We start from the raw sequence: 11,999 nt of genomic DNA, 5'->3' as shown, positions 1-11,999 counted from the left end.
ATTATTGGAAATACTCAAGCATTGCTCTACGTACACCGCGAGCAAAATCTTCAGCGGCTTCATCCAACGTTGGACCGAGGTTTTCTAATGCTGTCTCATTAGAAATGAATTCTACCTCAATAAGTGCTCGTGGATAGTCAGCATTACGAGGATTACGGAGAATACCTAAAGATTTTCGTGGTGTATCCGTATCTTTAATTACTCCCCGATCTCGTGTGCCAAGGGCATCTACTACTTTTCGCTGAATGGTTTCCGCAAAGCCTTTATCTTGTGGACGGGTTGCAGCATAAATCGTTTCCGTACCCTTAGCGGAGGCCCCTGCTGAATTAAAGTGAACACTAATTACACCATCCACTTTTTTCTGTTCTCCCATATCCGAGCGATCATTAATGGATACCTTAGTATCATCAACCCGCGTCATGTAAACAGTTGCTCCAAAATCCTCTAGGGTATTAGCAACAGCTTGTGCAAACATAAGGCACAAGTCATCCTCGAAAATTTTTTCACCATTCAAAGTGCCACTTGATCCATTGTCCGAACCACCATGACCAGGGTCAACCAAAAACTTCAATCCATCAAGACTCATAATACCTTCCTCCTAAATATTGATGTAGTAAGCGACATGAATTTGACTGTTCAATTGTCGCTTTCATCAATAAAGGAGAAAAATAGAGACCAAATACAACCACATAATAAAATTTATTATCTATCCCCTTGCAAACTACTTAGTTTCCATTCGTTATCTTCCTTTGTGAACATTAGTTCTAGTGTTCCTGAGTAAGTCTCATCGTTTATCCATACTTCATAATTTGTAATAAATCGTCCATCTTTATATATATCGAAAGACCTCTGACGAAAAGTGCTTCCTTCGGTAACGAACGGAATGCTTATGATTTCGTTATTCACTTTATAAATAAAATTCCTTCCATCTACAGTAGCTTCCTTGGAAATATATTGTTTGACTTTTTCATTCTCACCTTTCATCATGGCTCGAAACATTTCTCTTGTCTGTAGATCAATGATATCTCGCATTTCGTAGATTTTAGTATTCGTATCATTTTTCTGTTTTTCCACAACCAAAGAGGCTTCAAGTTCTTTGTTTTTGTTTTTCAATTGAGTGATTTCAGCTTGTAGCCTTTCAATCTCGGCTTGATTCGCATTTACGGTTTGCTCGTTAGAACATGCTACCATGACTAAAGCTATGAGGATAAACATGATTAGAACTAAGCTCTTTTTCATCCCAAAACCTCCCATGATTAATAAAAACCATTATAAACCAAATTTAACACATTTTTATACGATTCATCATTGAGCCCAAAGATGCCTTTTTCAACCTTCACAAAACACGATAGTACATTTTATCGTATTTTCCATCGAAAGAAAAAATGTAATAATTTATGAAAAATGGTTGTTTTTTACCTTGTGTATTTACCTAGTAAGGTAGGACGGTGATAAGCATGAATGATGAATACTTAATAGAAGAGTGCAGGAGAGTTTTAAGAAGGATCGCATGGCGTATACAGTATCGAACAAAGAAGATTTCTGTACAAGAGCTTCCAATCATTGAAAATATATGTGGGCAGAATATAATGTCATCTGTGGATTGCAAGCTGTATGTAGAAGAACTGTTGAATTCCCTTCCATCTAAAGCGAGATTTATTATTGAGCATGTAGTGATTAATGGAGTACCCGAAGAAATAGTCGCGCAGCAATTAGGCATTTCCCAACAAGGAGTAAACAAATATAAGCGAAAGTATTTGCAAATTCTTCGACAAAAAGCAGTCTCGGATAAGTTCACTTCTTTATAATGACTGCTAGAGATTTCTGATCCATATCATAAATCCCTGATTTAATCTTCATGTAACAAAAAATTTGGATTGTGGTTGTATTTTGTCTCTATTTTTCTCCTTTATTGATGAAAGCGACAAATTGACCGGTCGAATTCATGTCGCTATTACATCAACATTTAGGGGGAAGTAATATGTCAGTTAAGCAATTTCAAAGGCTATTTGATATTCAGTATTGGAGCCAAGCTGATGAAAAATGGGGTAGTGTGATAACGTCTTGCGGTAACTCTATGAGAGCAGAAGGTTGTATAATTACAGCCGCAGCTATGATTTTCCATAGTTATGGTGATAAGGTAGACCCTTTGATTGTGCAAAAAGAGTTAAGGGCAATCAAAGCACAGACAGCGTCAGGAAGAGCTGATTGCCCTTTTGATTGGGCATCAGCATCAAAAAAATATAATCATAAATATAGCGGAAAATTTACCGGAACCTTCGAAAAGTTAAAAAAAGATATGATGGATCTTGTGATGAATAAAGGTGTTCCGCTTATGGCACGTGTTCCGAATCATACCGTTACAATCAGAGGATTTTCGGGTCTTCTACCAGTTATTGATCATTGGCCGAATTTCGAGAAAATTACGGCAGATATGTTTCTAGTTCATGACCCTGGTAATGTAAAAAATAAAAATCTCCAAGATGTAATCAATCAACGTGGTGAATTTGAATACTACAATTACTATGAGAATTAAAGAAAATCCCTTGTCTAAGAGGGGTTAAGGCTGCCGAGGAATGATATGCTCCCCTTTAAATAGACAGGTGAAATAATAAAACCTGCTATTGAAGGGGAGCTTTTTCATGTCCAAAGTAAACTATAGTGCGTCAGAGAAACTGGCCGTTCTTAGAGAAATCGAGAGCGGTCAGATCGGTGTGATGGCTGTAGCTAAAAATTTCGGTGTTAGCAAAACAACCTTGGCAAAATGGAGAGGGTGTTATGAGGTATACGGATACGAAGGATTAGAGATTCAATCCCGCAATAGAAGTTACTCGGCGGAGCTTAAGATTCAAGCTGTTCGATATTATTTATCCGGTCAATACTCCCAGGCGACTGACACTTCATTTGCGCCGACAAACCCAAACGCGAATCAACCATAAACGGGTAAGACGCCTGATGAAACTGGCCGGAATCCAGTCGATTATTCGTAGAAAGAGAAAAAAATATGTACGTTCAACTCCTCAGCATACCGCTGAGAATCTGTTAAACCGTGAGTTTTACGCGACAAGATCTAATGAAAAGTGGGTAACAGATGTCACGGAATTCAAATATGGCAGTGGAAAGAAGGCCTATTTAAGTGCGGTTTTGGATTTACATGATAAGGTGATTGTCTCTTATGCTTTCGGGCATTCCAACAACCATGCTCTTGTAATCCGAACGATGAAATTGGCCTTGCAAACCGTACAGGGAAGCAAGCCTATGCTTCACAGTGATCGAGGATTCGAATATACCTCTTCGAGATTCAAAAGGTTGTTTGGGCGCAAAATCACCCAGAGCATATCCCGAGTTGGCAGGTGTATAGACAATGGGCCCATGGAAGCTTTCTGGGGAACACTGAAATGCAAGAGGTATTATTTACATAAATACGCTACCTTTAAGGAACTTGAAAAAGACATTGAGGACTACATTCATTTCTACAATAACGAGCGATTACAGGCAAAATTAGAAGGCCTCAGTCCGATGGAATTCAGGACCAAGGCCGCTTAACCAATGTTTATTATTTGTACGGTCTACTTGACGGGGCGCAGTTCAGAAGTCGCAGCCTCTTTTTTGTTGGATGGCTTACTTTCAATCATTAATTTCATATCCATTTTCAGCAACTTTGACTTCTTTTTTGAGCAGATGTAAATCACTAATGCTTTTTCGATCGACTAGCAGAATCGAAAGTTCTTCAAGTTTGATCAGTGGATGTATAGAAGTTACTTTAGTCCCTCTAATATCTAAATATTCAAGCTTAGGTGTATACTGTACAGCCGCTATATCTGTGACTGGTGCATTCATAATTTGTAGACGTCCCAAATTCGGTATTTCTTTAATAAAATCTATTGAAGTAATAGGATTATTTGATACATCCAAGAAAACAACATTGGGTAGTTCAATGAATGATAAATCCTTTATTCTATTATTCCTAATCGATAAATGTGTAATAGATTTACTATTTTGAAGTATTTTCAAATCTGATAAATCCCCCTCATCCAGTGAGAGGCTAGATAGTTTACTATTAAATAAAGTAGGTAGTTGATCTTCCCGAAAACCGATGATGGAAAGATATTCAAGTTCATTTAAATCCTTTAGAAATAGATAGTCTTTCACATTTATTTTATACAAAGTTAGAGATTTAAGGTTTTTCATTTTAGATATTACAGATAAATCAATCTGTACATCTTTTTGTTCCAGAGGAACACTATTTGTATCTAAACTTAGTTCTTCGATATTTAAAAAATCCTCTACTTTGATATCCTGAACTGTTTTATTTGTTGATTTAGATAAGGCTTCTAATAGAACAGGGGAGAGCTTTTCCATTTGATCGTGTTCTTTCGTGAATTCATGTAAAGTCTTTTCGTTAGCTTCGCATCCACTTATTACGCCTAAAATGATCAACAGTGTAATCCATTTTTTCAAGATTTCATCCCCCACTTTCGATCAGTTGTTATTATGATAGGACGTAAAATTCCATAAAATGGTTTCCTGTAGACCGGCACAAATGAAGCAGCCCATAGCTGACAGGGCTGCTTCACACACTCGATCTAACGAGGAGCACATTCATTTCATAAACTTTGATTCTCCGTTAAAAATCCAATTCGTATCATCACCAGTGGAATGCTGAATCAATTGCTCAGACCCGTTCATTTCGGCATACTGCTGTTCCTCTGCGGTAATCGGGATCATCCATAACAGATTCACGGGATCACCCGCCACGAGCGGAAATGGAATGTTCGGAGCATCCTCTGGCTTCGCGAGCAGCATGGAGGAGAAGCGGCTATCTGCCTCGCTGATTTCCTGGCACGGTATGGTGTGACCTTGTGCGAGGAAAGTCATGTAAGACCACGGCAGAGAGGTTTGACCACTTATGTAGGACAGCAATTGTTTTTCGTTTTTGGCGAGCCAGTTGGTTTCGCAGGCAAAGGCCAGCTCGAATCGGCGCAGGAATTCCGGCTCCTCTGTGTACATCTCGACTTTTGGCTGACGCAAAATCGAGACGCCGAGTGTCAAAGCATAGGTAACATCTCCTTTTTCGATTGTCACCATCGCCTTGGGTGGCCAGTGACCGCCGTCGATGCCGTAATACTGTTTGACCGGGCCGAGAGTGGAAGTGATTGCATCCAGAAACTCCTGCTGAATGTCTGGCCAAGGATTGTCATCCCAGCTCGCCCAAAAATGCTGGGCAGCCTCGATACGGGCAAACATGGCGTTCGTCTCTGGTGTTCCCACCGGAAAGCATAAGTGGGATTCAGCGATACAATCTCTCGCATACGAAGGATAATGGGAGCCGTCCGGGGAAGGGCCAGCCCAGCCAGGGATCACACACAGCACCTCATCCTCATACAGGAGTGCCGCCGCATCGCCTTCCTCCAGCCAGACGATCGCGAGCAGCTCTGGGTCCAGCCTGTCTGCTCCATCCGGATGAGCGCAGCAATCCCGTGTAAGCATAGGAGCTCGACCATCCTCCATGGCAGCAAAATCGATTGAGTCAGGTGCTGGTCCGTAATTTCTAACCCAGCAGGAACGAATGCTGGCATGCTCTTCACCTGGATAATCCCATAAATAAAAAAAGACGCCGTTCTCATCTTCTTCGACAAAAGCTTGAATCGGACAAATGGGGGAGAACTCCTCCAAAAGGATGTTTTTCATAGGATTCACCTTCAATCAACGTGATAGATTCGCCGATAAATATAAAGATTTATGCTTGATTAAACAGGGATAGAATACCATAATTAACTATTGATTACAAAATTCAATACTATGAAAATTTTCCGCCAGCAAAGGAGGGAGCCGGATGAATCATTGCACCATCTATGTCTCCATTCAACAATGCGAGCAAGTAGTCGCAGCGATTGTTGAGGCTTTTCGTGAACAATTGGTAGAGGTATCCGCAGATGAGCGGACCGTGACAGTTACGGATAAAAAGTGGTTTAGCAAGAGCAAGATCACGTTCAATCTTATGCGCGAGGACGATGACCAAGAAGCGTTTCTCCAGATGAAAAAAGGGATGTACGGCTTCTTCGCACAGATTGAAACTTCTCATGAGCAAATTCAACAGAAGCTGTTGCATCAAATTACAGCGCTCAATGTGGCGGTAGGGATCGTGGCAAGCAAGGAAATTGACGAGAAGATGTTTGCATCCATCAGGGCGATTGCAGACGAAGTGCACGGAATCGTTTTTCTTCCAACGGGCGACATGCTGGATAAACAAGGCAGGCTGATTCTCAATACGGCAGGAGAATCGGAGGTGGACGATTTTCTGGTAACGGTCAGCGTGGATCTGATCGATGGACACATTCAGCCTTCCGAGTCAGGAGAAGCACGCAAGGAACGAAGCATCAAGCTGTTGCAAGAGCAAGGTATTCCGTACATTCAGCATCTTCCAGTCATCGTCGGGGATGAGGACGCGGTCATCAGGAGCAAGGATGAGATCGTTAAGCGTGCGATTGCCCTGTGCTTGATTGCGGTATATGCAGGTGGCATCGCTGAAAACGGACAAATCAAGGAAGAGCGGGAGTTCATCGAGGAAGTTATCGAGCAGTTTGGCGCTGCTGAATTTTTCACCGAAAAAGAGAGAGATTTCTTGAATGATCCACAGCCAGATCGTACCGATACGATTCAAATGGTGTGGATGTACGAATGCTACTGGGTGCTGTTGTGGGCCCTCGGGTATGTAGAAGAGCTCGAATTCCCAGATGGAATTTGTGATGTGAACACTGCGATTGACGCTCTCAGAAGCGCAGGTGACTACGGCGCCTTCTACAGCAATGCGGTTGTGAGAAGCAAACAAGAGATTCTCGACCAGGCGGATTTGATCTACCGTTACGACTGGGCATGCGTGGACGCGCGCATCAACAATCGAACGGTTGCGGGCGGTTTGAATGACGAAGTCGTCGTAGAAAGACATCGAGCACTGAATTGGCTGGTCTGTTACATGGAGGACGATTGGGATCATGTGTCGACGGATACATAGGCAGTATTTCCGAAAAAGTGGGACACCGTGCGTCATCTTCCTAGCCGGAATGGGCGATACCGGTGAGACATGGAAGATCGTTCAAGACCGGATATCGCAGGAAGCGTCGACCTTATCCTATGATCGGGCGGGTATTGGCAGGAGTCCAGCGGCGGCAGTCGTACCGCGGACTTGTCGTGATCTGGTCGAGGAGCTGTATGACCTGCTACAGGAGATCGAGGTGCAGACCCCCTGTATCTTGGTTGGCCATTCTTTTGGCGGTTTGGTCGCTAGACTGTTTGCCAGCCTGTATCCACATCTCGTTTCGGGAATGATTCTGGTTGACGCTGCCCCCGAATATAAGGAGCTCGCGTATGAAAAGGTTTTGCCTGAAAAGCTGATAGCAGCCAACAGGGAATATTACGAGAATCCGATGCTGAATCGAGAAAAGATTGATAAGAGACGGAGCTATCAAGAGATCTTTGATCATTTTCGGCAAACCGACATACCACTCTCGATTATCACAAGAGGCTTACCGGACGTATGGGACGAGGAATGGCCGAACGAGGAAATTTTGAAAATCGAACAAAATCTGCAAGCCGATTTCAGTAGGCTATCTACAGCAAGCAAGCATAGAATTGCCGGTCGAAGCAGGCATTATATTCATCATGATGAACCGGATATCGTGATCGAGGAAATTATAATCATGTTGAGGGAGACGAATACGTGAGTGATACAAGAACAAAGCTCAAGCTAGATCTACAAAGATTGGAACAGGAACAATACCGGCTGCGTGAAGGGGAACAGCTGCAGGATTTCGTCGAACTATTGCTGCAATACATTGGTGACCCTGATCCGGAGCTGCGTGATAATCTCATCTACCCGGTATTTTATTATTGGATTCTCGACGAGAACCAGCTGACGGAAGCCCAGTTGCGCAGCCTCCTGAGAGAACTGACTGACGAACAGCATTTGTTCTATCAGATCGGCAACGATGGTGACCCATCCGTATTTACGAGAACATTCTCTGCGCTGCCGATCGCATTGATTGTGCGGCGTCACAGGCAGAAGCCATTTTTGGAGCTCGCTGATTTTCTGCACGTGAAAGATGCCATGCTTCGCTATTTTCAAGAGGAAAAGGATTTGCGCGGCTATTTGTCCGAGGGCGGCTGGGCTCACAGTACGGCTCACGGTGCAGATGTGTTCGTAGAGCTGGTGCAGTGCCAAGAAAGCGATGAAGCTGTGCAGCGAGAAGTTCTTCGTGCGATTCAGGGCGTACTGGATAACGGAAAGCATATTTTCAATGACGAAGAAGATGAACGTCTCGCGAGCATTGTTGATACGATGATAGACAAAAACTTGCTCCCAGAGCACGAGCTCACTGACTGGATCAATGGCTTGGCAAGATGCGTAGAGCTGCCGAAGAGTCGTGCCCAGGTAATTGCTAGGGTGAACAGTAAAAACTTTTTGCGCAGCCTTTATCTCAGACGGGCAAGAGATAGCCGGGAAAATGAGCTGGCGGCTGCCATGCTAGCTGCTGTAACGAAACTAAACAGGTTTGCGATCAATTAATGGGTAAAGGTTGATGCCGGAACAGACGGCATCAGCCTTTTCTTTTATATACTAAGTATTTAAAGGTAGCGATGAACCAACAAAGCTGGTAAGAAGAAAAAGCGCAGGGCTCGCAGACATTGACATCGCCTACCCAGTCGGAGCTTCAAAAAGGGGACCACGCTTGTCGAACACTTCTTCCTCGAGAAACTTCCGCCCGTAGGGTGGCTTTGGCTCGACGGTTCCCTTTTTGAAGTGTAGACGGACAGTAATTCCCCCCTGCAGGCGTGTCAGAGTCGAAGAGAACTGCGCTTTTTCTTCCCCTCCACTACACACCCGAACGATTGACAATCTTTCACTAGGACTATATAGTTCTAATTATGAAACGAACATCGAACCGTGACCATGTTATCGCCACTGCATCTGATTTGTTTTTGCAAAAAGGACTCATGAATACCAGCATGGATGACGTCGTAGCCCACAGCAAAGTCTCCAAGTCCAACATTTATTATCACTTCAAAAGCAAGGAGGAGCTCGTCGTAGCTGTGCTCAGCTACAGAATGCACGTGCTGAGAGTCGCAATGGAAACCATTCTGCAACGAACAGATCAGCCTGTGACAGTACGGATTGAGCTGATTTTTACCACCTTGGCAGAAGAGCTGGAAGGACGCTCCTGCGTAGGAGGCTGTCCGATTCTTTCCTTACTCTCAGCACAAATACCAGAAGTCAAAGCGCGAATTAACGAGTTCCTGATCGAATGGCAGACCATGGCGGAAAAGCTGCTCGTGGAGGGAATCGCCCGTGGAGAGTTCAAGGAAACCATCTCGATTCCACAGACGGCAGTCTTGCTCGTGACCATTGTGGAAGGGGCCATGCTCATGGCTGAATCACATGGCAATGCACAGGTACTCGTAAGCACGGGTCAGACACTTCTACACTTGATTCAAGTGTAGGATTTTTTTGAAGTCAATTAGTACTGAACGGTACTATAAATAAAGGAGGCAGAAACAATGGCTGTCGTTTTTGTAACAGGCGCGACTGGGTTTATCGGAAAGGAGGTCACGAAGCGGTTGGCACGGGATGGTCATACCGTATTGGCTCTCATTCGTTCGTTGGATAAGTGGAATGAATTGCTCATGCAGATGACACTGGCAGAAAGGTCAAATTGTACAGCGGTGCGGGGGGATCTGCGACAAGCGGGCTTGGGATTATCGACGAGTGATTACGAGCAGGTACTGCGCGCAAATGTCATGATCCATGCAGGTGTCCCAATGGATATTTCGATGGATGAATCGGTTGGGCGGGAAGTAATTTTACAGGGAGCAAGTCACCTAATCGCCGTAGCAAACGAATTGCATGAGCAAAAACGTCTGCAAAAGCTGATTCACATTGTTGGGTACATGAGTCCATTTGACGATGAGAGCGGGAAGCTGGCTACGGATGTTTTCTCGCAAAACGATCTGTTCCGCGAGGCAGGTGGCTACGAGAAATACAAGTTCCTTGCTGATTTATATCTCAGACAAGAGGCACATCAAAAAGGACTGCCGCTGGTCGTCGTGAATCCGAGCACGATCATTGGACCGCGAAGCACTGGGAACACAGAACAAACAGATGGCTTGGGGCTCGTGATCAGCTCCATGCGGCGAGGAAAATTCCCTGTTCTTCCGGGTGGGAAGGAGTGGTGGCTGCCCTTGCTTGCCGTAGACGATTTGGCCGAGGTCATTGTCGGTATTGTGGAGGCAAAGCAGATCGAACATCAAACGTATTACGCTTTAAATGAGCGGAGTACTACGCCGTCCTTTTCGGAGCTGATTTCGTTGATGGCCAAAGAATTAAGGATGAAGCCACCAGCGATTCCTTTCCCAGTATCGGTGCTGAAAAAAATCCTGCATAACGGTGGCAGCCGCTTGCTCGGAGTACCCGCCAACTCGATGGATTTCATTGTAAAAAAAGACTTCCCGCTCGCTCCCTTTCAGCAAATGAAAGCGCGAAAAGGCATCGGTGATTACCAGGCAGTTGCTTATCTTCCCAGTGTGATAGCTAACCTGGATTATCGTTTGTCGGTCAAGGATCAGAAAGTACCTCTTCACATTCACCGAGAGCAAATCGCAGGTATGGCCGCGTACAAAAAAGAAGGCGCGGGTACTCCATGGCTGCTCTTGCACGGGCTTTTCAGCGAGATGAGTGATTTGCTGCCGCTAGCGGCACAGCTGGGTGGGTACGCTGTATGGTTACTGGATTTGCCCGGGTTTGGCAGATCGCCCTATCATCATCATGACAAGCCGATCGAGGGCATTATCGAAGCAGTGGCAGATGCATTGCGAGAGATGCCGTCTCCCGTTCATGTGGTGGGGCATTCATTTGGCGGGTATTTGGCGTTGGAGGCCGCAAAACGAGTGCCGGAAAAAGTCGAGAAGCTATACCTTTTGCAGCCGCCACTTCATGCGCCGAAGTATTCTCCACTGCTGGCGGGAGTGGGGAACAACGCAGCCATTCTTCAGCGTTTTTTGCAAAAGGGGGCGTCGCCTGCCAGATTGGAAAAGACATTGCTTGCGCAGGGGGTGTTTCAATCCATGGAAGAAATGCCAATTGGCTACGCAGAGAAAGTGGGAAAGCTCCTGCAATCCCCGCGCATCAGCAAGACGCATACGGACGTGCTGCGCTATTTTATGAATGATTTTCAGCAAATGGCGTTGGAGCAGCCACTTCCTTTTCCTGCCCAGGTCGTCTGGGGGACGCAGGATAAAACGTATCAGCTCACAAAAGAAGCAGAGGCTGCTTTCACGAAAGCGAATGTAGGGATCAAAAGACTCTCTGCCGCTCATCATTTTCCAATTAGCCACCCACAGCTTACGGGAAACGTTTTGCAACAGATGAGGAACGGCAAGGCATGATAGCGATGAATCGTTTCTTCAGAAGGGGCGTGGTAGAACGGGACCACGCTACTTTTGATATAGCCAGAGTGAGCGGGAAGTCGTATGACGTATATGTCAAAGAGCATATTTTGGAACCCGCAGACATGCCGAGCAGCACCTTCCTTCTGAGCGACTTGCCTCATCTACCAGATGTCACTACCATCTACCATTTTAAAGAGAGCACTGGCGGCGAGTCAGAGATTTACCCCGATCCACTTTGGGAGGACGGAAGGGGGCAGCCGATACGTATTTGCGAATGGGGCGGGCCATGAAGCTGCTGGCGACGGCGCGAGGACAGATCGAAGCTGACCACATCAAGGCGATCTTCCGTGATCATATGAGCTTTCCCGAAGCCATATGCCGACATGACGAAGTGGTGGAGGCGACTGGAGCAGAAGAGCTGGTCGGTCGCACCTTGTTTTCCATCGTGATGAATCTGACAGAGGGACAGTTCGAGCTGTCCAACGGTCAGCCGTGCAACACGCCGTACCATACGTACCGGTTTTCAGCCACGTAAAAAGTAAGAGCGTGGGCATCAT

The 11,999-nt window shown here is 45.1% G+C and carries 14 protein-coding genes and 1 pseudogene; 11 read left to right on the top strand and 4 right to left on the bottom strand.

The genetic code is table 11. The features are described 5' to 3' along the window. Position 1: 1 nt before the first annotated feature. Positions 2-586 (bottom strand): N-acetylmuramoyl-L-alanine amidase family protein, encoded by a 585-nt coding sequence (locus AB1L17_RS11120; RefSeq protein WP_412844799.1) that lies wholly within the window; start codon positions 584-586, stop codon positions 2-4. A gap of 116 nt (positions 587-702) precedes the next feature. Then, complete coding sequence (locus tag AB1L17_RS11115) at positions 703-1,239, bottom strand: hypothetical protein (RefSeq protein ID WP_412844800.1); 537 nt, start codon at positions 1,237-1,239, stop codon at positions 703-705. Positions 1,240-1,457: 218 nt separating this feature from the next. Here AB1L17_RS11115 and AB1L17_RS11110 point away from each other — a divergent pair, with 218 nt between their 5' ends. From AB1L17_RS11110 to AB1L17_RS11095, 4 genes and pseudogenes are all read left to right on the top strand, one after another. Next, on the top strand, positions 1,458-1,808 hold the full coding sequence (locus AB1L17_RS11110) for a sigma factor-like helix-turn-helix DNA-binding protein (RefSeq protein WP_412844801.1): 351 nt from the start codon (positions 1,458-1,460) through the stop codon (positions 1,806-1,808). A gap of 173 nt (positions 1,809-1,981) precedes the next feature. Further along, complete coding sequence (locus tag AB1L17_RS11105; RefSeq protein ID WP_412844802.1) at positions 1,982-2,536, top strand: C39 family peptidase; 555 nt, start codon at positions 1,982-1,984, stop codon at positions 2,534-2,536. A 106-nt stretch (positions 2,537-2,642) separates the two neighbouring features. After that, on the top strand, positions 2,643-2,939 hold the full coding sequence (locus AB1L17_RS11100; RefSeq protein ID WP_412844803.1) for a transposase: 297 nt from the start codon (positions 2,643-2,645) through the stop codon (positions 2,937-2,939). After that, positions 2,887-3,546, top strand: a pseudogene (locus AB1L17_RS11095) (IS3 family transposase); the annotation flags it as partial. The gene AB1L17_RS11100 and the pseudogene AB1L17_RS11095, both read left to right, overlap by 53 nt. An 81-nt stretch (positions 3,547-3,627) precedes the next feature. On the opposite strand, the gene AB1L17_RS11090 reads toward AB1L17_RS11095, so the two are convergent. Beyond that, positions 3,628-4,461 carry a leucine-rich repeat domain-containing protein gene (locus AB1L17_RS11090; RefSeq protein WP_412844804.1) on the bottom strand — a complete coding sequence of 278 codons (834 nt, stop codon included), beginning with the start codon at positions 4,459-4,461 and terminating at the stop codon, positions 3,628-3,630. A 141-nt stretch (positions 4,462-4,602) separates the two neighbouring features. Further along, a complete protein-coding gene (locus AB1L17_RS11085; RefSeq protein ID WP_412844805.1) occupies positions 4,603-5,691 on the bottom strand; it encodes a suppressor of fused domain protein in 1,089 nt (362 codons plus the stop codon). 145 nt (positions 5,692-5,836) lie between these two features. Between AB1L17_RS11085 and AB1L17_RS11080 the strand changes: the two genes are divergently transcribed. The 7 genes from AB1L17_RS11080 to AB1L17_RS11050 all read left to right on the top strand — a co-directional run bounded on the left by AB1L17_RS11080 (position 5,837) and on the right by AB1L17_RS11050 (position 11,977). Then, a complete protein-coding gene (locus AB1L17_RS11080) occupies positions 5,837-7,015 on the top strand; it encodes a DUF4272 domain-containing protein (protein ID WP_412844806.1) in 1,179 nt (392 codons plus the stop codon). Next, entirely contained in the window at positions 6,996-7,724 is a 729-nt protein-coding gene (locus AB1L17_RS11075) for an alpha/beta fold hydrolase (protein ID WP_412844807.1), read from the top strand. Before AB1L17_RS11080 ends, AB1L17_RS11075 begins: the two co-directional genes overlap by 20 nt. Continuing rightward, positions 7,721-8,566 (top strand): DUF2785 domain-containing protein, encoded by an 846-nt coding sequence (locus tag AB1L17_RS11070; protein WP_412844808.1) that lies wholly within the window; start codon positions 7,721-7,723, stop codon positions 8,564-8,566. The genes AB1L17_RS11075 and AB1L17_RS11070 overlap by 4 nt, the downstream gene beginning before the upstream one ends. A 359-nt stretch (positions 8,567-8,925) precedes the next feature. Further along, positions 8,926-9,498, top strand: a complete 573-nt coding sequence (locus AB1L17_RS11065; RefSeq protein WP_412844809.1) for a TetR/AcrR family transcriptional regulator — start codon at positions 8,926-8,928, stop codon at positions 9,496-9,498. Positions 9,499-9,555: 57 nt separating this feature from the next. Beyond that, positions 9,556-11,439 carry an alpha/beta fold hydrolase gene (locus tag AB1L17_RS11060; RefSeq protein WP_412844810.1) on the top strand — a complete coding sequence of 628 codons (1,884 nt, stop codon included), beginning with the start codon at positions 9,556-9,558 and terminating at the stop codon, positions 11,437-11,439. Then, positions 11,436-11,732: a hypothetical protein gene (locus AB1L17_RS11055; protein ID WP_412844811.1), complete on the top strand. Its 297-nt coding sequence runs from the start codon at positions 11,436-11,438 to the stop codon at positions 11,730-11,732. The genes AB1L17_RS11060 and AB1L17_RS11055 overlap by 4 nt, the downstream gene beginning before the upstream one ends. Beyond that, a complete protein-coding gene (locus AB1L17_RS11050; RefSeq protein WP_412844812.1) occupies positions 11,729-11,977 on the top strand; it encodes a hypothetical protein in 249 nt (82 codons plus the stop codon). Before AB1L17_RS11055 ends, AB1L17_RS11050 begins: the two co-directional genes overlap by 4 nt. The last annotated feature ends 22 nt before the right edge of the window (positions 11,978-11,999 follow it).

This window comes from Brevibacillus jepli, from assembly GCF_047229145.1.
Lineage (GTDB): Bacteria > Bacillota > Bacilli > Brevibacillales > Brevibacillaceae > Brevibacillus.
Note: the sequence above shows the minus strand (reverse complement) of the source record. Positions and strands in the feature narration are given on the sequence as shown.

Coding starts and splice junctions, on each gene's coding strand:
- AB1L17_RS11120 (WP_412844799.1), bottom strand. CDS start 586: ATGAGTCTTGATGGATTGAAGTTTTTGGTTGACCCTGGTCATGGTGGT.
- AB1L17_RS11115 (WP_412844800.1), bottom strand. CDS start 1,239: ATGAAAAAGAGCTTAGTTCTAATCATGTTTATCCTCATAGCTTTAGTC.
- AB1L17_RS11110 (WP_412844801.1), top strand. CDS start 1,458: ATGAATGATGAATACTTAATAGAAGAGTGCAGGAGAGTTTTAAGAAGG.
- AB1L17_RS11105 (WP_412844802.1), top strand. CDS start 1,982: ATGTCAGTTAAGCAATTTCAAAGGCTATTTGATATTCAGTATTGGAGC.
- AB1L17_RS11100 (WP_412844803.1), top strand. CDS start 2,643: ATGTCCAAAGTAAACTATAGTGCGTCAGAGAAACTGGCCGTTCTTAGA.
- AB1L17_RS11085 (WP_412844805.1), bottom strand. CDS start 5,691: ATGAAAAACATCCTTTTGGAGGAGTTCTCCCCCATTTGTCCGATTCAA.
- AB1L17_RS11080 (WP_412844806.1), top strand. CDS start 5,837: ATGAATCATTGCACCATCTATGTCTCCATTCAACAATGCGAGCAAGTA.
- AB1L17_RS11075 (WP_412844807.1), top strand. CDS start 6,996: ATGTGTCGACGGATACATAGGCAGTATTTCCGAAAAAGTGGGACACCG.
- AB1L17_RS11065 (WP_412844809.1), top strand. CDS start 8,926: ATGAAACGAACATCGAACCGTGACCATGTTATCGCCACTGCATCTGAT.
- AB1L17_RS11060 (WP_412844810.1), top strand. CDS start 9,556: ATGGCTGTCGTTTTTGTAACAGGCGCGACTGGGTTTATCGGAAAGGAG.
- AB1L17_RS11055 (WP_412844811.1), top strand. CDS start 11,436: ATGATAGCGATGAATCGTTTCTTCAGAAGGGGCGTGGTAGAACGGGAC.
- AB1L17_RS11050 (WP_412844812.1), top strand. CDS start 11,729: ATGAAGCTGCTGGCGACGGCGCGAGGACAGATCGAAGCTGACCACATC.